Genomic DNA, 21,541 nt, shown 5'->3' on the forward strand with positions numbered 1-21,541 from the left:
CTATGGCTTTTCGACGTCGCACAAGGGCCATGCCTGCCCGTACCCCGGGAGAGCTCGACGCCATGCAGGCGGCCGGCGAGATCGTCGGCCGTGCGCTGCAGGCCGTGCGCGCCGCCGCCGCGGTTGGCGTGAGCACACTCGAGCTCGACGAGGTTGCGGAGCACACCATCCGGGATGCCGGAGCCGTGCCTACATTCAAGGGCTATGGCGGCTTCCCTGGGTCTATCTGTGCGTCTGTCAATGACGTCATTGTTCACGGGATTCCCAGTAGTGACGTCGTCCTTGCTGACGGTGACCTCATCTCCATCGATTGCGGTGCAACGCTCGATGGATGGGTAGGGGATAGTGCTTGGACGTTTGGCGTCGGAAAGCTCAGCCCTGAAGCTCAGGCGCTGTCTGACGCCACCGAATGGGTCCTGCACGAAGGGCTCAAGGCTATGGTGCCTGGCAACCGCCTCACGGACGTTTCGGCCGCCCTCGAGCAGGCCACGTACCGCGCCGAGGACAAGTTCGGCGTCGAACTCTACATCGTTGACGGATATGGCGGCCACGGCATTGGCCGTGAGATGCACGAGGAACCCTACCTGGCCAATGAAGGCAAAGCCGGCCGCGGCCCCATCATTCAGGAAGGCTCGGTCCTGGCAATCGAGCCGATGCTGACGTTGGGCACGGAGGACAACGCCGTGCTTGACGACGACTGGACTGTCGTTACCCTCGATAACTCCCTCGCCGCACACTGGGAGCACACTGTAGCGGCCACGGAGAACGGTCCCCGTATTCTCACTCGCCGATACTCATAGGTAGGAAATCATGGCAGGACAGTCTATACTTCTTGCCATGTCTAAAATTTCCTCCTTCGCTGGCGCTCGTTCCCTACGCCGAGTTGCCGCAGCGGGACTCGTGACCGTCTCACTCGCGACTGCCCCGGCTGCACAGGCGCAGCCTGTCCCTTCCATCGAATCCCTGTCCTCCGACGTTCAGTCCCAGATTGACGGTTTCGTGGGCCAGACTCGCGAGAACGCGTGGACGTCCCGCAACGACATTCTTACTTCCCTCAAGGCTGCTAATCCGCAGGCCGCAGATGCCCTCCAGCCGGTCATTGACGGCGCCATCGAGTTGGTGTTCCCGGGTCTGATCGCTCAGAAGAACGCCGAGATTCGTGCTGCTCGCGAGGCTGAGGAACGTGCTCACGCCGCCGAGATTGCCCGAGAGAAGGCCGCTGCTGAGGAAGCCGCCCGCAAGGCTGAGGCCGAGCGTCAGGCCCAGAGGTTCGATACTGGCCCATGCCCGACAGATGCCCGCGTGTGTGTTGATCGTGGTGGCCGCCGTACCTGGCTCCAGGACGGCAACGGTCACGTCACTTACGTTGCTACTGGTATGTCAAGCGGCAAGCCGGGGGAGGAGACCCCGGCCGGCACCTTCTACATTAACCGCAAGATCAAGGACGAAGTCTCCCACGAGTTCGGCAACGCACCGATGCCGTACGCGATGTACTTCACCAACAATGGCCACGCCTTCCACGAGGGCTCCCCGGCCTACGAGTCTGCCGGTTGCGTTCGCCTGCCACACCAGGATGCTGTCCGTTTCTGGAATGACGTGCCTATGGGTTCCAAGGTCTTCATCTACTAAGACCGCGTGATGGCTCAGGCCATCGCACTACCAATCTGAAGCCCGCCGCCTCATTGAGGTGGTGGGCTTCGGCGTGTCTTCACGGCTGAAATCAGTGAGCTGCGCTAGGCGCATTTGGAAAAGAGGTGGTCGCAGCGTATGCTTGAGTGCTGGTGTCCACACGCGGCTCTTCTATTCACGGATGAGACTGCGGGCGGCACCAGGCAGTAGACACTAAACATGCAGGTGATGAGGGGCGTCGCCAAGCGCGGCACAATTCCCGTCTCACCAGAAAAGTAGAGGTTATGGCTAAGGAAGGCGCAATCGAGGTTGAGGGTCGCATCGTCGAACCCCTGCCCAACGCAATGTTCCGCGTCGAGCTCGACAACGGACACAAGGTTCTTGCACACATTTCCGGCAAGATGCGTCAGCACTACATCCGCATCCTCCCGGAGGATCGCGTGGTTGTGGAGCTGTCTCCTTATGACCTGACCCGCGGACGCATCGTCTACCGCTACAAGTAAAGACAGTAAGCCTCCTTATCCACGGGACGCACTTGATGCGTCCCTTTTTACCTCAGGCTGCGATGGCCTGAGCCCGCACTGCTAAGCATGCCCACTGAATCCCCGGCTCGGCCCGGGGCGAAGCGCGTGCGTGGTGGGGGACGGATGAGGAGAAAACCATCGTAACAACCCGAAAGGACTAGCCATATGGCACGTCTAGCTGGTGTTGACCTCCCGCGCAACAAGCGCATGGAGGTTGCTCTCACCTACATCTACGGCATCGGGCCTTCCCGTGCCAAGGAACTGCTGGAAAAGACCGGCATTTCTCCCGACCTGCGCACCGACAACCTGGATGATGATCAGCTGTCGGCGCTGCGTGACGTCATTGAAGCTACCTGGAAGGTCGAGGGTGACCTCCGCCGCCAGGTTCAGGCTGACATCCGTCGCAAGATTGAAATCGGCTGCTACCAGGGTATCCGCCACCGCCGTGGCCTGCCCGTACGTGGTCAGCGCACCAAGACCAACGCTCGTACGCGCAAGGGTCCGAAGAAGACGATCGCAGGAAAGAAGAAGTAAAACATGCCACCGAAGACTCGTTCCGGCGCGCGCCGTGGTGGTCGTCGCGTCGTAAAGAAGAACGTGGCCGCTGGCCACGCATACATCAAGTCCACCTTCAACAACACCATCGTGTCCATCACGGACCCGTCCGGTGCTGTCATCTCCTGGGCATCCTCCGGCCACGTTGGCTTTAAGGGTTCCCGTAAGTCCACCCCGTTCGCTGCCCAGATGGCCGCAGAGAACGCTGCCCGCAAGGCAATGGACCACGGAATGAAGAAGGTTGACGTTTTCGTCAAGGGTCCGGGCTCCGGCCGCGAGACCGCCATCCGTTCCCTGCAGGCAGCAGGCCTCGAGGTCAACTCGATTACGGATGCCACCCCACAGCCGCACAACGGCTGCCGTCCGACCAAGCGCCGCAAGGTTTAAGGGAAAGGAAGAGGTAAAACAATGGCTCGTTATACTGGCCCCGCTACCCGCGTATCCCGCCGTCTGCGCGTCGACCTGGTCGGCGGCGACATGGCATTTGAGCGCCGCCCGTACCCCCCGGGACAGGCTGGCCGTAACCGCATCAAGGAATCTGAGTACCTTCTGCAGCTCCAGGAGAAGCAGAAGGCAAAGTACACCTACGGTGTGCTGGAGCGTCAGTTCCGTCGTTACTACGCCGAGGCTAACCGCCTCCCGGGCAAGACCGGTGACAACCTGGTCGTCCTGCTCGAGTCCCGTCTCGACAACGTGATCTACCGCGCTGGTCTGGCCAATACCCGCCGCCAGGCTCGCCAGCTTGTCTCCCACGGTCACTTCACCGTGAACGGCAAGAAGATCAACGTTCCGTCCTTCCGCGTTACGCAGTACGACATCATCGATGTTCGTGAGCGTTCCCAGAAGATGGAATGGTTCGAAGACGCCCAGGATCGCCTCGCCGACGCTAACGTCCCGGCTTGGCTGCAGGTCGTTCCGGACACCCTGCGCATCCTCGTGCACCAGCTGCCCGAGCGCGCTCAGATCGACATTCCGCTGCAGGAGCAGCTCATCGTCGAGCTTTACTCGAAGTAAACTTTCGATATCTGATTCTTTACCCCTTCTACCGGCGTCAAATAGCGGGCGCCGACAAGGAGAAAATCCATGCTTATTTCCCAGCGTCCTCAGCTCACCGAGGAATTCATCGACTCGTCTCGCTCCAAGTTCGTCATCGAACCGCTCGAGCCGGGCTTTGGTTACACCCTTGGTAACTCGCTTCGTCGCACCCTGCTGTCTTCCATTCCGGGCGCAGCAGTCACCTCCATCAAGATTGATGGTGTTCTCCACGAGTTCACCACCATTAACGGTGTGAAGGAAGACGTCTCTGAGATCATCCTTAACGTTAAGGGTCTGGTTCTGTCCTCCGACTCTGATGAGCCGGTTGTCATGTACCTGAGCAAAGAGGGCCCTGGCGAGGTGACCGCAGGCGATATCCAGCCGCCGGCTGGCGTGGAGATCCACAACTCGGATCTGCACATCGCATCCCTGAACGAGTCCGCCAAGCTGGAAATGGAACTCGTCGTCGAGCGCGGCCGTGGCTACGTCCCGGCTGCCGCTACCTCTGGGGAAATCGGCCGCATCCCGGTCGATCAGATTTACTCCCCGGTACTGAAGGTTTCGTACAAGGTCGAAGCTACTCGTGTTGAGCAGCGTACTGACTTTGACAAGCTGATCATCGACGTCGAGACCAAGAACTCGATTTCCGCCCGCGATGCCCTGGCCTCTGCCGGTGGCACCCTGGTTGAGCTCTTCGGCTTGGCCCGCGAGCTGAACACCGCAGCTGAAGGCATCGAAATTGGCCCGTCCCCGCAGGAGACGGAGTACATCGCTGCGTACAGCATGCCGATCGAGGATCTGAACTTCTCCGTCCGCTCCTACAACTGCCTGAAGCGTCAGGAAATCCACACCGTTGGTGAGCTCGCTGAGTGCACCGAGTCGGACCTGTTGGATATCCGCAACTTCGGTCAGAAGTCGATCAACGAGGTAAAGATCAAGCTGGCTAACCTGGGCCTGGCTCTCAAGGACACCCCTGAGGACTTTGACCCGACCCAGCTCGAAGGCTACGACGCAGAAACCGGTGACTTCAAGGACCCGGCTGCTGAGGATTCCGAGTAAAGAATTCCGCTGAATCGTAACGACGCGTACAGCGTTCGTTGCGCGCTCAATTAATCCGCACACGAGGAGTACACAATGCCAACCCCTAAGAAGGGTGCCCGTCTCGGCGGCTCCGCCAAGCAGCAGGCTCACCTGCTGAGCAACTTGGCAGCTAGCCTGATCGAGCACGGCGCAATCAAGACCACCGATGCCAAGGCGAAGGTTCTTCGTCCGTACATCGAGAAGATCATCACCAAGGCTAAGTCCGGCACCGTTGCTGACCGCCGCGCTGTTCTGAAGCTCATCCCGCACAAGGATGTTGTTGCCCACCTCTTTGACGAGCTGGCTCCGAAGTTTGAGAACCGCGCGGGTGGCTACACCCGCACCATCAAGCTGGAGAACCGCACCGGTGACAACGCCCCGATGTCCCAGATCTCCCTCGTTCTCGAGGAGACCGTGACCTCCGAGGCTAACCGCGCTACCCGCGCAGCTGCTTCCAAGAAGGCTGCTGAGGCTGAGGAAGCTAAGGCTGAAGAGGCCGAGGCTGAGTCCGCAGAGGCTGAGTCCGCAGAGGCTGAGGCTCCGGCAGAAGAGGCTACCGAGGCTTCGGCCGAGGAGACCGCAGCTGAGGAGACCACCGAGGAGAAGTAATTTTCCTCGAGCTCTGAGCTGATAGGCCCGTGCTCACCAATCAGATGGTGGGGCGCGGGCCTTTTGCGATGCAAGAGGGTTTCCGGGGCATGCAGTGAAGGGATGCGGCGAATCGAGCACGCGGAGTACCGTTTTTACAAATAGCGCCCCGAAAACTCAGTTCTTTGCTCCCTTATTTGTAAAAACGGTACCTGCAGAGGCCGCCTCCTCCGCGGTGACAAGGACCGGTAACATCAACGAACATGACTGACAGAGTTCGCCTACGACTGGACTTGGCTTATGACGGCACCGACTTCCACGGGTGGGCCAAGCAAAAGGGCGGTCTACGCACGGTGCAGCAGACCGTGGAGGAGAAACTCACCATGATCCTGCGCCACCCGGTGGAGCTCACCGTGGCTGGGCGCACGGATGCGGGCGTGCATGCCAGCGGGCAGGTGGCGCACGTCGACACCACCAGGGAGGCGCTGAGCCAGCGCAGCATCGACGGTGACCCCGGCAAGCTGGTTCGGCGTCTGGCTAAGCTTCTGCCTCTCGACGTTCGCGTGCACTCCTGCACGCAAGTGTCCCCAGACTTCGATGCACGCTTTTCTGCTTTACGCCGCCATTACGTCTACCGCATCACTACCCATCCACGCGGTGCCCTGCCGACGAGGGCTCGTGATACCGCAACGTGGTTCAAGCAAGTAGACCTTGACTTGATGCAGCAGGCCGCCGATAGTCTGGTGGGGCTCAATGACTTCGTTGCTTTTTGCAAGGCCAAGCCGCATGCCACCACTATTCGGGAACTTCTCTCTTTCGAGTGGAAGGACGTGTCGACGGCAGATGAACCGCAGCTGTATGAGGCACACGTGACCGCGGATGCCTTCTGTTGGTCCATGGTGCGTTCCCTCGTTGGTTGTTGCCTGCGGGTGGGGGAGGGCTCGCGCGGCAGTGAGTTTGCGGAGCAACTGCTCCAGGAAACCAGCCGGTCTTCCCAAATTCCGCTCGCGCCGGCCGAAGGTTTAAGCCTCGTCGGCGTGGACTACCCTGCGCCGGACCAGCTGGCGGCTCGCGCGGAGATGACTCGAGAACGTCGCGCTGCGGAGGAGACTGAGGTGGGTTAATCTAGAACCCACTGCGCCAGGGAGGGCGGCGCACTCACTCAGGGGGAGGATTCTTCATGGCACGCGCGTTGCCTACGACCAAAGCACAGGTCTCCGGTCACAAGTTCTTACTGCGCCGTGTGGAGCACGGGCTTGTGTTCGGTGATATCAGGATGATTCATGATCCATTGAAGAGGCGTCGACGAGCGCTGCTCGGCGGGGTAGCTGCGGTGGCCTTCTTAAGCCTAGGGTCGGGGCTCATTGCGTGGATGCAGCCGGACCCACAGCCGGGCAATGCCCCCGTCGTGCGGTCTGCCGAAGGTCAGCTGCTCGTGCTGGTCAATGGGACATACCATCCGGTGGTCAACCTTGCTTCCGCCAGGCTGATAGCAAACGAACCTGTCGAGCCTGCCGCGGCAGGCGAGAGCTTCGTGGAACAGGCGAGTCTAGGCACGCCGTTGGGCATTGTCGATGCCCCAAATCTCCTCACCGCCACCACGGGGGAGGAGCCTGGCTGGTCAGCGTGCTTGGAGGAATCTACGCAGGGTGAGAACTGGCAGTCCAGCAGTCGCGTGGGTACCGTGACTGTCCTCGCACACCATGCTGCTACTGGGTTCGATGATGGGCACGCAGCTGTGGCGGAGTCCGCGGGTATGCAGTGGTTGTTGACGGGGCAAGGCCGCGTCGTTCTACCTGAGACCACCAGTACGCAGGGCCGCGTGCTGCGTCGTGCTTTGGGGATGACTGCGGACACTGCGGTGTGGAGTGTTCCAGCGGAGTTGCTCAACGCCTTTCGGGAGTTGGAGCCGCTGAGTTTCCCTGCTGTACCACCACAGATTCTGGACACCGGTGAGCAACTGTGGGCGCGCACTGAGCAAGGCGTTTTCGCTATCACTCCGATGCAAGCAGAGATGCTGGTGGGCGTCGGTGCACAGCGCCTGCCCGCACAGGCACAGGAGGTCGCCGCGCTTGGCGACGTCCCACCGACCTTCAACCTTCCCACTACCCGTGTCGACTTCCTCTCGCCTGAACAGGGCTGGTTGTGCGCGACGCATCAGCAGGGTGCGGGTAGCACTCGTCCGGAAGCAGCAACGGTGGATCTTCCCGGTGATTCAGTAGCCGCATGTTTCGCTGGCCTCAATGCTGGGGTCGGTGTGGATAGCGGGCACGGCTATCACGTGGTCTCCGCCACCGGCAGGCGCCACGAGCTGGCGAGTGCCGCAGAGCTTAAAGCCTTAGGGTTGGGCGAGCCGGAGTCGGTTCCGTGGGAGATCCTTCGCCTGCTTCCCGAAGGCTCCCCGTTGAGCCGCGCGGAGGCCGTGAAACACGAGCACTGAGGGCCGTCAGTATCATGATGAAAGCAAGGAGCGCGAGCAGCTGGCGGACGTTCGGCCAGCTGGTTGATGCGGGCTGAGCGATGGGAACCGCAGTGTACTCGCGCTGCTCATGGAAATCGTCACTCATCTGATACGTCACCGCAGTGAGCGGGTCGACCACACCATGACCCGGTTGGGCGGATTCGGTGATGCGTTGGCGCAGCTGCGCCGGTGAATCAGAAGGATAGCGCTGCATGAGGAGCGCGATTGTTCCGCTCACCACGGGCGCAGCGAAAGAAGTGCCCTGAAAGAGCGTATCCCCTTTGGCTGTGGCCCATCCACCGCCGGGCTCAAGCGCGAGAGGGACATTTCCCTCCGCACTGAGCGGTGCCTCGATGGAGTACTCCGCCAGCTCATGTGGAGAGGTCAAGGCACCGACGGCCACAACGGTGTCGGCCACGGCGGGGAAGACTACATCCGTTTTGTCGCAGCCGCCGGAGGTCGCATTGCCCGACGCTGCCACCACCACCGCACCGGCATCCTCAGCTCGTCGAAGGGCCGCGTTCAACCCCGAGCGATCAACGCGTTCGGCAGCTTCTGGTGGAACGCACGACACGACGGACACGTTGATAACCCGTGCTCCCGCATCCACGGCGTCTTCGATGGCTGCCGCAAGGCTCGCCAGCGTGCCCGAGCTATCGTGACCATCTGAGCCTTCACCTGGTAATGCCCGATAATGCGAGCTGGTCTGCCGGATCGAATAAATCTCAGCATCCGGAGCCACACCGAGTTCGTGCCCAGCGATAACACCAGCAACAACCGTGCCGTGTACGTCGCAATCCCGCAGTGGATCGGGCTCCTCCGGGGTGACGAAGTCCGCTCCCGGTGTGACACGCAGTTGCGGGTGGGCGGCCACCCCTGTGTCGATGACTGCGACTTTCACCCCGGCACCCGTTGCGAACGAACGAAGGCGCGAGCGATACTCCGCATACTGCGCGGAAGGCTGCGGTCCAGCCGCCGCGAGAGTGGGCTCCGCGCAGGCAGTGTCCGGTTCTCGGGCGGCAGCCTCCGGCGGAGCAGGAGGTAATGTACCCCAGGCCAGTGCCACGATGAGAAGCACGGCCTCGGTGCGTTTTCTAGACTTCATGAGCCGAGCCCCCGAATGAACTCGAAAAACCCAGCCAGGTGTGCTGCTAGCGGCAAGCACGCGGCTAGAGCGAGGGCCTCGGCCCGCTCGAACCACACGATGGTTGTGGGCTCCACGTGTGCGAGTTTGTCAGCCCACAAGGGCGCTGAGAGCATAGTCACGACGATGCACCCAGCTAAGGCACTGAGTATCCATGTCGCAGTCCCCGGCACGGATACCAGCTGCCATTCCCGAATCACCACAGTCACCGCGGCACAAGCTGCCGCAATGCCGACGAGTCCGAGGGCCCACGCAGCAACAGTGCGTGCATGTCGTGCAGCATGCACAATGACCCCGCCTGCGATGCACAAGCACAGCGCTAAGGAAGCACCCACCACTTGCTCCGTGTGAGCGTTCATCGCCACGAAGGCAAGTGCCGGAATGCCGGCGAGTGCGCATCCCACCGCGATACCCTCGTAGACCTGCCCGGCGCGCCGGGCAGAAACCGCGTTATCGGTGGGCACCTCGTCGGAGACGCTCAAATCTTGCCCGGCAGTAGGCACGTGTGGCACTCGCAGTCCCGCTAGCCGGGTGGTCAGCAAAGGCGCCCCAGCCATCAGGCCAACGAGGCCTGCCAAGAGCGAGGCTGGGCCGAGAAGCCCAATCACAATGAGGAAGCACCACGTTACGGCGCTTGCTCGCGCCCGAACCCCACCCACGCGCATCAGGTGGGCGAGTGCCGCCACGATTGCCACGGCTGCGGCTGCTCCCGCACACGAGGCTGTTGGGGCTGCAGAACCCCCGGTAAAAAACCAGCCAGCCAGCCCCGCGGCGATGTGAGCGGCAGCAAGAATCGAACCGCGCCGTGTCCAGACGGCGAGAATGAGCGCAAGGACTGCGGCCGTGGCGCAGCCAATCGCAGGGGATAGTGCAGCGGCAAGGAGGCCGCCGGTGGCGAGCAGCCCTGCGCTGCCCCAGATGCCTGCGAGTCCATCGAGCGTGGTCGATGGGGCATCGGCTGCGAGAGCTTCTGCCGCATCCCGCACGATGGGCGCGGGTGGTGCGGCATCAGGGCTAAGTACGAGCACGGAGCCATCCTCGAGCGGAGTGCGGTCGAGCGGTGCGGTCATCGATACGGCCTTGCCCCCGGCGGTGGTAGCGCGCCAGAGGATGGGGGCGGGGGAGACGTCGACAAGCAGCAGAAGCTCTCCCAACACCTCCCCAACGCTCGATGATAATGGCAGGGATACATCTGCCTCTTTGCGTGTCTGGCCTGCGTGAATACGGACGGTGACGTGCATGGAATGCGCGAGTGCGCGGGTCATGGAAAATACCTCCCCCGAGAAAATTTTCTGGGCTACCCCTTGCCCATTGCCGTTCATTGTGGCTTACTGGTGGCACGCTGTCCACCGCACAGGGAGGCGGTGGAGTACTTCGGGGGGAAGGACTTTCAGACATGCGCGTACCTACACGCGTCGTTGATTCCGGATCGTTGGCTTATCGGGAGCCGGCGCCGCCGCTGCCGCAGGGCAGTATCGAAGCCGAGGCCGTACCGGAGGCTGCCCGTGCCCAGCCGGTGCCTCTCGTGCGCCTGCTCATGCCGCTGGTCATGGTGGCGGCAATGCTCGGCATGGTGGCGCTCATGGTGCTGGGCGCAGGAGATACACGCCGGATTAGCCCCATGAGCCTCATGTTTCCGCTCATGATGCTGGCCAGTATGGCCATGATGTTTAATCCACAAAGTGGTGGCCAAGACCCAGATGAGACGCGGAGAACCTACCTGCGCCACCTCAAGGCGCTGCGCGAGCAGGCACTGGACAGGGGAGCAGCGCAGCGCGCGCACGAGGAACACCGCAATCCCACCCCACGGCAGGCAGCCGCGCTCATTGGCACATCGCGTTTGTGGGAGCGCGGCCCAGATGCCCCAGATGCGTTGGAGGTGCGCGTGGGGTCGGGCCCGATGGCGCTGTGTACGCCCATCAACGTGCCGGACTCGGGTGCGGCGGAGGATCTCGATCCGGTGTGCGCGGTGAGTTTGCGCCAGACCGTGCGGGCAGTCGGAACTCTGGCAGATATGCCCGTGGTCATCCAATTGCAGGCTTTCCCCATCGTGGGCCTAGCTGGGGAGGATGCTCACGGGGCGGCCCGGGCGATGCTGCTGCATCTGGCCGTGCTCCACGGTCCAGAGACCGTGGGGATTGAGTACCCGGGGAAGGGGTGGGAGTGGCTCAAGTGGCTGCCGCACACCCGCGATCCGGAGCAGGCCCAGTTCCGGATCTGTGTCGTCGAGGAGGATCCGGGGGCTTATCATGCTGCGCTTGGTGACGTCCCCGCGAACCACCCCACCGTCACCCTCGCTGTGGGAGTGACGCCCCATTCTCCGCTCGGCCGCCGCGCTGAGGAGGAAGGGATCTACCTACGCGCCGAGGGGACCTTGTCCGTGGTGACGGCAGCGGGTGATGAGAACCTAGGGCGCTGCGAAACAATCGAGGCAGCCAGCGCGCTTCTGTGGGCGCGCACCCTTGCCCCGTATCACCGGCCGCTGGGTAGTGAGGCTGGCTCCACCCCACGGCATGGGCGCGATGCTGACCTGCCCGCGCTTGTGGGGTACCGCGATGTGGATGAGCTCGTGGATTCTGGAATGTGGCATGGCCGCACGCCCTCAGACCGGCTGCGCGTGCCCATCGGCGTGGACGAATCTGGGCAGCCAGTGCTGCTCGATCTTAAGGAGTCCGCCCAGGGCGGAATGGGCCCACACGGCCTGTGCATTGGCGCCACCGGTAGTGGAAAATCGGAGCTCTTGAGAACACTCGTCATCGCCCTTGCTGCCACGCATAGCCCGGATGAGCTCAACCTCGTCCTCGTGGACTTCAAGGGTGGCGCAACCTTTTTGGGCTGTGATGAGCTGCCGCACACCTCCGCCGTCATTACCAACCTGGAGGAGGAATCCACCCTGGTGGAGCGCATGTATGACGCGATTTCCGGGGAAATGAACCGCCGCCAAGAGCTGCTCCGTAAGGCCGGCAACTTTGCCAACGTGGGGGAGTTCAACGCTTCCGAAGAGGCTATACGTGAGTACGGTCCGCTGCCGGCCCTCGTCATCGTCGTGGATGAGTTCTCTGAGCTGCTGGGACAGCACCCAGACTTTGCCGAGCTCTTCGTCGCAGTAGGACGCCTCGGGCGTTCACTGCACGTCCATCTGCTCCTGGCCTCCCAACGATTGGAGGAAGGCCGCCTGCGCGGGTTGGACTCGCACCTGTCCTATCGCATTGGGCTGAAGACCTTCTCTGCGGGCGAATCCCGCCAAGTGTTGGGTGTGACGGACGCCTATCACTTGCCTGCCCAGCCTGGCGCTGGCTACCTCAAGACGGACGCGGATGCGCCTACGCGTTTCCAAGCCTCCTATGTGTCCGGTCCGGTCACGCGCCGGGTTGCTCGCGAGGCTGCAGCCCTGCCAGGCTCAGACCCCAACGCTGAGCACAGCAGCCGCCGAGCCCCGCGCGTGGAGCTTTTTACCGGGTGGCAGGCAGAGGAGGAAGAATCGGAGTATTCGGTGCTCGTGGACTCCTCAACCACACTGGCGTCAACCGTGGTGGCCGCGGCGCGGGACGAGGCTGTGGTGCGAGGTCAATCTGCGAGGCGAATCTGGCTGCCGCCACTTCCTCCGGTCGTTGAACTGTCCGCGGTGGCGGCACTAGACAGCGAAGACCGCGCCGGGCTGCGAGCAGAGGTCGGGCTCATCGATCGCCCGTACCACCAGCGTCAGGACCCACTCACTGTGGATTTCACCACGGGCGGTGGACACCTGGCGCTGTGCGGTGGGCCGCAGTCAGGAAAATCGATGGCATTACGCAGCATCGTCGCCGGTCTGGCTCTGAATCACTCGCCACAGGAGATTCGCTTCTATGTCATCGATCTGGGTGGTGGGCAGCTCCGCGTGTTGGAACGTCTGCCGCACGTGGCTGGGGTGGCGGGGCGCGACGAGCCCGAAAAGGTACGGCGCATCGTCGACGAAGTCGCAGGATTTGTTCGCCGACCGGAAGAACGCCACACTTTCCTCATCGTCGATGGGTGGCACCACATTGGCACCTCAGGCGCAGACTTCGAGGACCTGTCCGAGCCCATCACCCAGTTGGTGGCCGACGGTGCCTCTGCCCGCGTCCATGTGCTCATCGCTGCGGCGCGATGGACCAGTCTGCGGCCGTCTATTCGTGACCTGATTTCCGCGCGCCTTGAACTGCGCCTGGGCGAGGCCATGGATTCCCTCATTGACCGCAAAGCTCAGCAGAAACTTCCCGCCGCACCTGGTCGTGGCATCACGGTGGCAGGGGAGAACCTGCTGTTTGCGTCGACCTCACCCCAAGACATCGCGCACATTTGCGGAGTCCATGCTGAAGCGGATCCTGTTCCTGCGCTCAAAATGTTGCCTGCGGTGCTCACCGATCTTCCTCGTGCCGCCGATGCTGCGGAACCGCGCGGCATTGCCTGGGGAGTCGGCGGCCCTGACCTCGACGTCCTCACGTGGGATCCAGCGACGCAGCATCACCTTGTATGCATCGGCTCGCACGGAGCCGGAAAATCCCAGTTCCTCAGCGTCATCATGGCCGGCATCAGCCGGTTGGACAGGCAGGCAGCGCGCTTGGTTGTCATCGATGAGCGCCGCGCACATTTGGGGACGTTGAAGGAGGAGATGGTGGCGGCGTATGGGGCGTCGGCAAGCGCGGCAACCCAGACCATCATCGACACCGTGCGCACGCTGAAACAGCGCCTTCCCGGCCCCGATGTGACGCCTGCGCAGCTTGCCGCTCGCAGCTGGTGGGAAGGGCCGGAGATCTACCTCGTTATTGATGACCTTGACCTTGTCAGTGAAATCGCGCTCGCACCCCTGTTGGAGCTGCTCCCGCATACCCGCGACGTTGGCCTCCACCTAATCGTGGCGCGCAAGTCAGGTGGCATTGGCCGCGCGCTCTTTGGGCAGTTCCTCTCGGCGGTGCGTGACCTGCAGCCGGCGCTGCTGCTTCTCGACGCCGACCGCGACGAAGGCGCCATCTTTGGCATCAAACCCACCGCTTTGCCGCCCGGCCGTGGCCAATGGGTCGTCCGCGGTGCTGCCCAGGGATTGGCTCAGGTCTATGTCCCGCACGTTCACACCACTACTGATTCAGGAGAAAACTCATGACCGCAGCCCATGCCCTGCGCACCACCCCGACCACCACGCTCACGATCACGGTTCTCGACGCCGCCACCATCTATGAAGGCCCAGAGACCGTCTACCGCTATGACCTGCCCGGTACCGGCATTGCCGAGGGCTGGGCCCTTGACACCGTCCTTGACCAAGTGGAGAAAATCTGTGGGGCAGACTGGCCGGATGTCACCGTCGACGTCGTGGCCGATCCTTCCGGTACCGACGTGACCACCGAGGCCGTGGCGATTCTTCGGCGCCAACTCAGCGCCACGGGTGCCTCGGTGATCGAACCAGAACCACCGGCGGCTCCCGCCTCGCCACCCGTGGCACGACGTACCTCTGCCGTAGAGGCGGAGGAGTCCAACCCCGAAGAGGAACTTACCTCGGTGCGAACCCTCTCACCTCGGCCACGCCGCTCGCACCGCGCGAAAACTCCCGCTGTGCCGTTTGGCATCGACCCTTTTTACATCGCGATTGCCGTCATGGTGTTGCTCGTGGCCGGGGTGTCGTGGTGGGCGGTGGGGCGCAAAGATACGGCCTTAGCCGTAAACCCCACAGCTGCAGAGTCCACCACCAGTGCCGCGGCCACCCCTTCCTCTGAGACTGACCCCTCGGTGGATACCCCGGTCGTGGCCACGGCTGACACGAAGGGTGGTGGAACCGCGGAGGCTGGTAGCCGGCAGCTGCGTCCGGGCCAACAAGCTATCGACGTGGAAGGGATGTCCCTTGTGTTGCCGCAAGGGTTTCGCACCAGTGTGGAGGATGGCCTTGTCACCGCAGCCGGCGAAGATCCTAACCTCCGTATCCTTCTCGCTGCCGACCCACTCTTCAATGTTCCGGTGGAGGCCCTCTTTGCCGAAATCACACAACAAATTGACTCCGACCCAACGCTGAAGGAACCGTCGGAACACAACGGGCGACTGAGCTACACCGAGGAGCCCGGAGATGGTTCTCGCGTGTCGTGGATGATGTGGGAGGACAAAGGCCACCAGATGTCCGTGGGCTGTCACACCAAGTTTGAGCCCAACGTGGTCCAGAAAGCCGCGTGCCGCATGGCAGCAGAATCGCTGGTCAAGAAAGACTAGTGCCGGGTGCTTGAGAAAAATTGAAAACTTTCGGATCGGCGGGAACCGATTGGGTGCTGCTTCAGTCCAATAAGGGTGAGAAGGACACAGGGTGCTTCTCGGGGGAACTATTCACTAGCTTGAAGCCCTTTGTACCGAAGGGACATGCCCCAGCAAGGGACACAGAAAGAGACCAAAGATTATGACTCAGACTTTCCGCACTGAAGCCGACGTTATGGTGGCCACCGCCGGCCGCGTCGACTCCACCAACGATGAAGTACAGGGAGAACTCACCCGCCTGCAGGGCGTGGTGGATTCCGTCCGCGCAAGCTGGTCGGGCCGCGCACAGGTGTCCTTCGACAACCTCATGCAGCGCTACAACTCCTCTGCGCAACAGCTGCGTGAGGCACTCACCGCCATCAGTGACAATATCCGCGATAACGCCCGCAATTTCGATTCTGTCGAGGCAGATAACGCCCAGTCCTTCGACAACGTCGGTGGCGCCGGCCTCGCCCTGTAACCACCCACGTCAGCTATCACGACTCCACTAACCCACAGATCAAGGAACACACAATGTCTGGAATCAAGTACCAGTTTGGCGCCATCGCCGGCGCCGCCGCCGATATCAACTCAACCTCCGGCCGCATCAACGGTCTCCTCGGTGACCTCAAGGCCACCCTGCAGCCCATGGTGTCCAGCTGGGAAGGCGAATCTGCCTCTGCCTACAACGCCGCGCAGGCTAAGTGGGATAAGGCCGCCGCCGAGCTCAACACGGTGCTCGCTACCATTTCCACCACCGTCTCTCAGGGCAACGACAACATGAGTGACGTCAACCGTCGCGCCGCTGCGAGCTGGGGCTAAACGCTCACCGTCCTTCCACAGCGGGCCACCCGAGCACTCTTTTTCCGTATCCATTCACACTTGTGAGCGGTGAATGGCGCTGGACAAGAGATAAGGAGAGGCTGGACGCACCATCAACCATCACCTGTGTGCTCGAAGTACCTCCCGCCTGCGGAAGGCGCCGGTATCGCTTCTCGTCAACAATTCTTCTCCCGCTTCCCCCACCCCCATTCACCGGGAGTAGAAAAGTTGGCGGGGGGCGATATCGGCGTTTTGGGTTTTGACCTGCTGCGTACTAAGGTGAATCACCTATGTGTCCGCACCTTTTATTGAGGTGCGCGCGTACTGCAGGTCTCCACCGGCCGCTGTATGTACCGCGTAGGGGCTTACATAGCGTTGGCCGGCAGTTCCGAGACAGACTTTCAAGGAGTCATTTTGTCTACTTTCCACCCGAAGAGCGGTGACATCACCCGCAAGTGGTACGTCATCGACGCTACCGACGTGGTTCTGGGCAAGCTCGCTTCCACCGTGGCAGACATGCTGCGTGGCAAGCACAAGCCCCAGTACGCACCGAACGTTGATTGCGGCGACCACATCATCATCCTTAATGCGGACAAGATCCACGTTTCCTCTAACAAGCGCGAGCGCGAAATGCGCTACCGCCACTCCGGTTACCCGGGCGGCCTGAAGTCCATGACTCTTGGTCAGTCCCTGGACGCCAACCCGGTTCGCGTTATCGAGGAAGCTGTGAAGGGCATGATGCCGCACAACAAGCTTTCCAACGCCTCCATCAAGAAGCTGCACGTTTTCGTGGGCGAGGAGCACCCGTACGCCGGCCAGAAGCCGGAAACCTTTGAGTTTAAGCAGGTGGCACAGTAATGACCGAGCAGAACATCGACAACAATGTAGCCGACGCTGCCGACATCGCTGCAGCAACCGCCGCTACCGAGGAGTTCACCAACACCATTGGTGATTCCCTGGCACCGGAAACCGACGCAGAGGCTGAGACCGCTGCTCCGGCCATCCACGAGGGCCCGATTCAGACCGTTGGTCGCCGTAAGCGCGCCATCGCTCGCGTTCGCCTCGTTGCTGGCTCCGGCAAGATCTCCGTCAACGGCCGCGAGTTCGACGATTACTTCCCGAACAAGCTGCACCAGCAGGACATCCTGCAGCCGCTGACCATCCTCGAGCGCGATGGCCAGTTCGACATCAAGGTCACCGTCAACGGTGGTGGCCCGACCGGTCAGGCCGGCGCTCTGCGCCTGGCCATCGCCCGCGCACTGAACGTCTACAACCCGGCTGACCGCCCGGCCCTCAAGAAGGCTGGCCTGCTCACCCGTGACGCTCGTGCCGTTGAGCGTAAGAAGGCTGGTCTGCACAAGGCACGTCGTGCCCCGCAGTACTCCAAGCGTTAATTCTTCGCTTACTGCATTTCCCGAAAGCCGCTGCTTCCTTGCACAGGAGGCGGCGGCTTTCGCCGTTGGTGGAGAGTACGTTCTCTCCGCAAATTCTCGGGGCGCTACTTGACTACATGCCATTAACATGCTGCCTGTCTTGGTCTTACTCCCATGGGGAGTAACCCGGTAAGTTTCCCGGTCGTGCAGCGCAGCTGTGTGATTCTCCTTATACTAAGCGGCGTGAATGTGATTGAGGAAAGCGTAAGGGACGCACTGGCAGTTCCTGTCGATGCCGCGAAGCTGCTGTGGCGCTACCTGCCGCAGCTGGTCACCGTGATTGCATTATCGTTGGCGTCGCGCGCTGCGGTGCTGTGGCTGGCAGTTGTTGTTTCTTCAGTTTCGCCCCTAGCGGCAACCCTGATCTTCCCCTTTGCGCCGCTGTCTGTGATGACAGGTGTCATCATATGTTTTTGGATCATGCAGCCGTCGATGGAGTTTTTCGGCGGCGAGACCCGCTTTACCAAACTGGATAAAACCACGCTTCTCACCGTCGGTGGCCTGCTCATTCCGTTCCTCACCGTGTATTCGTCCCACGGACTGCTGCGCGATGACGGACGCACATTTGTGTATGACAGCATTACCATTGAGGTGGCCACTAGCTTTGTGGATTATGACTTCGGGCGCTCACTCATTAGTACTGGATGGCTTTTTGCCGGCTTTATCCTTTCCATCCTTGTGCTGCGCAAGCTTATTGGAGCGCTCAAGTTAGGCGAGCGCGCTTTCGGCATGGCTACTGCCGCGGCCTACCTTGAGATTCTGTGGATGGCCACGGCGTCGCTCAGCATCAGCAGCAACCTAGACAAGGTCCGTACTTGGATTCTTACCCGCCAAGGCATCGGCCCAGTCTGGGATGCAATTGTGAGCGCCAAGGATTGGATAGTTGAGCACACAGGGCTCATTGGCGCTCCGATCGGATGGTTGTGGAGCAACGCGGCGCAAATGGGCAACTTCATCGTCGTTCCTTTTGCCTGGTTGACCTTAGGTGCGGTGGTGTACAACACGAGTCTGACTAGGGAAGAAGACAAGAAGCCCCCCTCGGAGGACACGGTTCCTCCAGAGCAGACGGTGGCTGATGCCCCCATTGAAGGCCCCGCTGAAAGAGGCAGGCTCTCCCCGCATGCCGAGCAAAAGATGTGGGCCGAGTACGGCCGCCGCTACTCTGAAGCAGCATTCCGCACGACTCGTGACATGCTCGACAACGCTGCGCAGCCAGTGGTAGGTCCCTTCCGCAGTGCGTGGCGCAACTTCAAGACGCTGACCGTTGCAGGAGTAGTCCCCATGCTGACATTCTGCTTCGTCTTTGTTCTGGCATCCGCCGCAGAGCTGGGCGTGATTTATGCCCTGCGCGCCATCATTAAACCAATGGCGTTAGGGATCATCACGATTGGCCTGGAGCCTTATGTACTGGTTTTGGCGCGCGCAGTCTATTTCATCGTGGCGCTACCCCTCGTTGTTGCCGCGCTGGATCGCTTCCTCAACGCGGAATACGCCACAGAGGAAGAACTGAATGAAGAAGCCGATGGCGATGTATTTGAAGCGCCGGAAGCAGAAACCGAATCAGCCGCAGCTCCGGCAGGAGAGAAGTAGGTGGAACAGGTGACGCAGACTACGGATAACTCTCAATCCGCCGAGGTGGACCGCGCGGAGGCGACTACTGATTCTTCCGGGCAGATGAGCTCACGGAAACTCAATATTCTCACTGTGGTAATTGCAGCGGTTCTGGTCGTTGGTGGAATCACCGTGGAACAGATCAAACGGCATGAATCTGGTGATGAGCTGGTACGCTCAGACCTGCGCGAAGACCACATTGTGAACCTGCGCCCTGAGACCGAAGACGTACTACCAGAGACCTTTATTGAAAAGGTTGCGTTGTGTACTGAAACCGCGCTTATGTCAACGAATGCTTTGCTCGAAGGTGCCCATGGCTATTCCTGTAAGCCTTGGCTTACCAAAGAACAAGATGAACAAGGTCTCATGACGTTCCACAGCTCGCGGAGCGTCGTCATGGGGGAGGAGGCAGAGAAAATTTACCGCGCCCTGCCCGACTTCCACGATGAGACCTTCCAAACATCAACTCGGATTGTTCGTGAAGCGAATGGCACGCAGCCGGAGGTCCTTGTCAATGAATGGGGCAAAGACGGATTTGGTGGCGGTGACATCTTTGTTTACTACCCGCAAGAAAAGATTTTGGTGTCCTGGCCCTGGAACAAGACAGAACCAGGTGCACAGGACGTCGAGGCGGTCGTGAGCGGGGAAGGCTTCTAAGAGCCCGTGCCCAAACGAACTTCGTGCGGGGCACCCCAGGTGATGAATAATTCTGTGGGGGCGAATCCCGGGTTAGTGATGAAGTAATAAGTCATCTCCCAATCATTTGGGCGGTTGCTGGGTTCGGGGAGAATGTTGGCATCCAGTTCAAAAGGATTGATCGCCTGAGGGCCCTCAGCGCCCTCAGGCTCACACAAATTAGGGAACATAGTGGGTACGTCGACGGGGGCATCTTCTGGAGATAACACGAGGAGGACAGGCTGCTCTATTCCCTGGGAATTCCGAAGTCCCACCTCGCAGCTTTCGAGTGGGTTTTCCGGATCTGCGTGCCATGCCACGGTGGCTTTGTAAAACTCTAAGCCTGTTGGAAGCTGAGGTGGATCCATGAGGTTTTTCTCCGCATACGCGGTGCCGAATTCCGCAGGCTCAGCTTTTTCAAGGCTGGTGAGTTCGACTGTTGCGGAGCGCTGAACGTTATCTTTATCCACTTGGTAATCAAAACTGAACTCAACCGGTTCCTGCGTGCCTGCTTGAGCAATCGAATGCACTGACAGTGGGCGATAGCCGTGCACCATGACTGAGGATGAAGCCGCCACCATCACAGCGAGCGCTGGGATTGTTGCTGCCCACCACCACGCTTTCGAGTGCTTTTTTGGTGCTGTGTCCTGTTGCGTCACGCTTTAACCTCCACGGCGGTGTGAAGCTCCTTGCCCATAGGCACTGGCTGCTGGTGGAAATCACCGAGGACGTTTTCTACCTCTAGCTCCAGCGTGGCCGGCCCCAGTGAGTCTTTGGGAAGTACAAAGATACTGGTACACGTCATGGGTAAAGAGGTCACTTCAGTGTCACATTGCGGTGAAGACGTGCGGAAAACACGCCCTTGGGAGTCTTCCAGCTTGGGAATCAACGGGTATGTGTGCGTGCGTTCCAACGTGAAATCAATGGCAACTTCATATAGCTCGTTGAGCTCTTCGCCTTCGGGTAGCGTGCCGGTAAATTCTGCGTATTCCGCTGCAGCCAGTGGGCGGGTATGGGCTTCTACCTGGCTGATACGCGTGTGCCCAGGGATTTCGTCCGTGTATTCAAAGTGGGCGAACTCAACATCACGTGGCTTTGGCATTTGGTCACTAATGAAAATGCCAAGGGAGGTGATCGCTGCGGCGACGGCGACCATCGGTACCTTCTTACGGTTGAGCAGGGGCCGAGCGGAAGACCTGCGATGCGTCATGCTAACTCCATCTCTGCTACGGGCGTGGGGTCAAACCAGCGGTAGGACATGTCCAAGCTAGATTTGCGTACCGTTAAGTCATTGAGGGTAAGCACCGTCCCGGGAACGTCATCCACGATGATGTCGAGAGCAAAAGGGACCCCAGGGTTGGCATTCGTTACCGGACCATTGTGCAGTGACGGTGAAATGGAAAACTGGTCAAACGGTAGAGGCTCACCATTCTTGGTCAGCGTAAACGTCTGTTGGAAGTCCGAAAATGCTGCGTCCTGAGTATTGAGTAAGGTGGCGGTGACATGGACTTGGCCGTCCTCAATGCGCGGCTTGTCGAAGACCACATGGGCCTGTGTTAATTCCACCGTCTCACCTGGAGTGATGGTTGTTGGATCTGCAGTCTTCGCTGGTTCGGTGTTGCCAAGCACGAGAAAGACGGCAGCGACAGCGAGCGCCACCATGTTGAACTTGGTGATCACACCGTCTGTCAGTGTCTTCAGGGCTCGAAATCCCTTTGAGCCTGTGCGGCTCATCACGCCTTTTGCGTCCGCCATG

General features: G+C 60.8%; 23 protein-coding genes. 18 read left to right on the forward strand and 5 right to left on the reverse strand.

The features are described 5' to 3' along the window. Positions 1-2: 2 nt before the first annotated feature. From map to eccB, 10 genes are all read left to right on the forward strand, one after another. The gene (map, locus tag M5J09_RS02775; protein WP_257156875.1) at positions 3-800 is read left to right on the forward strand and encodes a type I methionyl aminopeptidase; all 798 of its coding nucleotides are present in this window, start codon (positions 3-5) and stop codon (positions 798-800) included. 37 nt (positions 801-837) lie between these two features. Continuing rightward, positions 838-1,629 carry a L,D-transpeptidase gene (locus M5J09_RS02780; RefSeq protein ID WP_257156876.1) on the forward strand — a complete coding sequence of 264 codons (792 nt, stop codon included), beginning with the start codon at positions 838-840 and terminating at the stop codon, positions 1,627-1,629. Between the two features lie 284 nt (positions 1,630-1,913). Beyond that, the gene (infA, locus tag M5J09_RS02785; protein WP_003854422.1) at positions 1,914-2,132 is read left to right on the forward strand and encodes a translation initiation factor IF-1; all 219 of its coding nucleotides are present in this window, start codon (positions 1,914-1,916) and stop codon (positions 2,130-2,132) included. 186 nt (positions 2,133-2,318) lie between these two features. Beyond that, positions 2,319-2,687 carry a 30S ribosomal protein S13 gene (gene rpsM, locus M5J09_RS02790; protein ID WP_039673764.1) on the forward strand — a complete coding sequence of 123 codons (369 nt, stop codon included), beginning with the start codon at positions 2,319-2,321 and terminating at the stop codon, positions 2,685-2,687. Between the two features lie 3 nt (positions 2,688-2,690). Beyond that, positions 2,691-3,095, forward strand: a complete 405-nt coding sequence (gene rpsK / locus M5J09_RS02795; RefSeq protein WP_042529356.1) for a 30S ribosomal protein S11 — start codon at positions 2,691-2,693, stop codon at positions 3,093-3,095. Between the two features lie 21 nt (positions 3,096-3,116). Continuing rightward, entirely contained in the window at positions 3,117-3,722 is a 606-nt protein-coding gene (gene rpsD / locus M5J09_RS02800; protein ID WP_042529358.1) for a 30S ribosomal protein S4, read from the forward strand. Between the two features lie 69 nt (positions 3,723-3,791). Next, a complete protein-coding gene (locus M5J09_RS02805; protein ID WP_042529360.1) occupies positions 3,792-4,802 on the forward strand; it encodes a DNA-directed RNA polymerase subunit alpha in 1,011 nt (336 codons plus the stop codon). 75 nt (positions 4,803-4,877) lie between these two features. Further along, positions 4,878-5,432, forward strand: coding sequence for a 50S ribosomal protein L17 (rplQ, locus tag M5J09_RS02810; RefSeq protein WP_257156877.1), 555 nt, complete (start codon positions 4,878-4,880; stop codon positions 5,430-5,432). A gap of 242 nt (positions 5,433-5,674) precedes the next feature. After that, entirely contained in the window at positions 5,675-6,535 is an 861-nt protein-coding gene (truA, locus tag M5J09_RS02815; RefSeq protein WP_257156878.1) for a tRNA pseudouridine(38-40) synthase TruA, read from the forward strand. Positions 6,536-6,591: 56 nt separating this feature from the next. Then, on the forward strand, positions 6,592-7,851 hold the full coding sequence (gene eccB / locus M5J09_RS02820; RefSeq protein WP_257156879.1) for a type VII secretion protein EccB: 1,260 nt from the start codon (positions 6,592-6,594) through the stop codon (positions 7,849-7,851). Here eccB and M5J09_RS02825 read toward each other — a convergent pair. Then, positions 7,742-8,977: a S8 family serine peptidase gene (locus tag M5J09_RS02825; protein ID WP_257156880.1), complete on the reverse strand. Its 1,236-nt coding sequence runs from the start codon at positions 8,975-8,977 to the stop codon at positions 7,742-7,744. The genes eccB and M5J09_RS02825 overlap by 110 nt on opposite strands. Beyond that, complete coding sequence (gene eccD, locus M5J09_RS02830; protein ID WP_257156881.1) at positions 8,974-10,281, reverse strand: type VII secretion integral membrane protein EccD; 1,308 nt, start codon at positions 10,279-10,281, stop codon at positions 8,974-8,976. The genes M5J09_RS02825 and eccD overlap by 4 nt, the downstream gene beginning before the upstream one ends. Before the next feature lie 131 nt (positions 10,282-10,412). Between eccD and eccCa the strand changes: the two genes are divergently transcribed. From eccCa to M5J09_RS02870, 8 genes are all read left to right on the forward strand, one after another. Beyond that, on the forward strand, positions 10,413-14,135 hold the full coding sequence (gene eccCa, locus M5J09_RS02835) for a type VII secretion protein EccCa (RefSeq protein WP_257156882.1): 3,723 nt from the start codon (positions 10,413-10,415) through the stop codon (positions 14,133-14,135). Next, positions 14,132-15,226, forward strand: coding sequence for a type VII secretion-associated protein (locus M5J09_RS02840; RefSeq protein ID WP_257156883.1), 1,095 nt, complete (start codon positions 14,132-14,134; stop codon positions 15,224-15,226). The genes eccCa and M5J09_RS02840 overlap by 4 nt, the downstream gene beginning before the upstream one ends. A gap of 181 nt (positions 15,227-15,407) precedes the next feature. After that, positions 15,408-15,725, forward strand: coding sequence for a WXG100 family type VII secretion target (locus M5J09_RS02845; protein WP_070537444.1), 318 nt, complete (start codon positions 15,408-15,410; stop codon positions 15,723-15,725). Positions 15,726-15,778: 53 nt separating this feature from the next. Beyond that, on the forward strand, positions 15,779-16,066 hold the full coding sequence (locus M5J09_RS02850; protein ID WP_042529385.1) for a WXG100 family type VII secretion target: 288 nt from the start codon (positions 15,779-15,781) through the stop codon (positions 16,064-16,066). Between the two features lie 414 nt (positions 16,067-16,480). After that, positions 16,481-16,924 carry a 50S ribosomal protein L13 gene (gene rplM / locus M5J09_RS02855; protein WP_070537443.1) on the forward strand — a complete coding sequence of 148 codons (444 nt, stop codon included), beginning with the start codon at positions 16,481-16,483 and terminating at the stop codon, positions 16,922-16,924. Continuing rightward, positions 16,924-17,460, forward strand: a complete 537-nt coding sequence (gene rpsI / locus M5J09_RS02860) for a 30S ribosomal protein S9 (RefSeq protein ID WP_042529389.1) — start codon at positions 16,924-16,926, stop codon at positions 17,458-17,460. Before rplM ends, rpsI begins: the two co-directional genes overlap by 1 nt. A 222-nt stretch (positions 17,461-17,682) precedes the next feature. Next, complete coding sequence (locus M5J09_RS02865) at positions 17,683-19,089, forward strand: hypothetical protein (RefSeq protein ID WP_257156884.1); 1,407 nt, start codon at positions 17,683-17,685, stop codon at positions 19,087-19,089. 9 nt (positions 19,090-19,098) lie between these two features. Further along, positions 19,099-19,767 carry a hypothetical protein gene (locus tag M5J09_RS02870; protein ID WP_257156885.1) on the forward strand — a complete coding sequence of 223 codons (669 nt, stop codon included), beginning with the start codon at positions 19,099-19,101 and terminating at the stop codon, positions 19,765-19,767. On the opposite strand, the gene M5J09_RS02875 is transcribed toward M5J09_RS02870, so the two are convergent. From M5J09_RS02875 to M5J09_RS02885, 3 genes are read right to left on the reverse strand one after another with little or no spacing between them, the layout of a single operon-like run. Further along, complete coding sequence (locus tag M5J09_RS02875; protein WP_257156886.1) at positions 19,764-20,444, reverse strand: hypothetical protein; 681 nt, start codon at positions 20,442-20,444, stop codon at positions 19,764-19,766. The genes M5J09_RS02870 and M5J09_RS02875 overlap by 4 nt on opposite strands. Further along, entirely contained in the window at positions 20,441-20,941 is a 501-nt protein-coding gene (locus M5J09_RS02880) for a hypothetical protein (RefSeq protein WP_070673515.1), read from the reverse strand. Before M5J09_RS02880 ends, M5J09_RS02875 begins: the two co-directional genes overlap by 4 nt. Before the next feature lie 50 nt (positions 20,942-20,991). Further along, positions 20,992-21,540, reverse strand: a complete 549-nt coding sequence (locus M5J09_RS02885; protein WP_257156887.1) for a hypothetical protein — start codon at positions 21,538-21,540, stop codon at positions 20,992-20,994. Between the last annotated feature and the right edge of the window lies 1 nt (position 21,541).

Origin of the sequence: Corynebacterium sp. BF-R-2 (assembly GCF_024586525.1) — a bacterium.
GTDB classification, from domain to species: Bacteria; Actinomycetota; Actinomycetes; order Mycobacteriales; family Mycobacteriaceae; genus Corynebacterium; species Corynebacterium singulare.

Excerpts from the sequence above, each read along its gene's own strand:
- rpsD (WP_042529358.1), top strand. The coding sequence starts at position 3,117 with ATGGCTCGTTATACTGGCCCCGCTACCCGCGTATCCCGCCGTCTGCGC.
- M5J09_RS02805 (WP_042529360.1), top strand. The coding sequence starts at position 3,792 with ATGCTTATTTCCCAGCGTCCTCAGCTCACCGAGGAATTCATCGACTCG.
- M5J09_RS02880 (WP_070673515.1), bottom strand. The coding sequence starts at position 20,941 with ATGGTCGCCGTCGCCGCAGCGATCACCTCCCTTGGCATTTTCATTAGT.
- eccCa (WP_257156882.1), top strand. The coding sequence starts at position 10,413 with ATGCGCGTACCTACACGCGTCGTTGATTCCGGATCGTTGGCTTATCGG.
- M5J09_RS02825 (WP_257156880.1), bottom strand. The coding sequence starts at position 8,977 with ATGAAGTCTAGAAAACGCACCGAGGCCGTGCTTCTCATCGTGGCACTG.
- map (WP_257156875.1), top strand. The coding sequence starts at position 3 with ATGGCTTTTCGACGTCGCACAAGGGCCATGCCTGCCCGTACCCCGGGA.
- rpsI (WP_042529389.1), top strand. The coding sequence starts at position 16,924 with ATGACCGAGCAGAACATCGACAACAATGTAGCCGACGCTGCCGACATC.
- M5J09_RS02885 (WP_257156887.1), bottom strand. The coding sequence starts at position 21,540 with ATGGCGGACGCAAAAGGCGTGATGAGCCGCACAGGCTCAAAGGGATTT.
- infA (WP_003854422.1), top strand. The coding sequence starts at position 1,914 with ATGGCTAAGGAAGGCGCAATCGAGGTTGAGGGTCGCATCGTCGAACCC.
- rplQ (WP_257156877.1), top strand. The coding sequence starts at position 4,878 with ATGCCAACCCCTAAGAAGGGTGCCCGTCTCGGCGGCTCCGCCAAGCAG.
- rpsM (WP_039673764.1), top strand. The coding sequence starts at position 2,319 with ATGGCACGTCTAGCTGGTGTTGACCTCCCGCGCAACAAGCGCATGGAG.
- eccB (WP_257156879.1), top strand. The coding sequence starts at position 6,592 with ATGGCACGCGCGTTGCCTACGACCAAAGCACAGGTCTCCGGTCACAAG.
- eccD (WP_257156881.1), bottom strand. The coding sequence starts at position 10,281 with ATGACCCGCGCACTCGCGCATTCCATGCACGTCACCGTCCGTATTCAC.
- M5J09_RS02850 (WP_042529385.1), top strand. The coding sequence starts at position 15,779 with ATGTCTGGAATCAAGTACCAGTTTGGCGCCATCGCCGGCGCCGCCGCC.
- M5J09_RS02845 (WP_070537444.1), top strand. The coding sequence starts at position 15,408 with ATGACTCAGACTTTCCGCACTGAAGCCGACGTTATGGTGGCCACCGCC.
- M5J09_RS02840 (WP_257156883.1), top strand. The coding sequence starts at position 14,132 with ATGACCGCAGCCCATGCCCTGCGCACCACCCCGACCACCACGCTCACG.
- M5J09_RS02780 (WP_257156876.1), top strand. The coding sequence starts at position 838 with ATGTCTAAAATTTCCTCCTTCGCTGGCGCTCGTTCCCTACGCCGAGTT.
- rpsK (WP_042529356.1), top strand. The coding sequence starts at position 2,691 with ATGCCACCGAAGACTCGTTCCGGCGCGCGCCGTGGTGGTCGTCGCGTC.
- truA (WP_257156878.1), top strand. The coding sequence starts at position 5,675 with ATGACTGACAGAGTTCGCCTACGACTGGACTTGGCTTATGACGGCACC.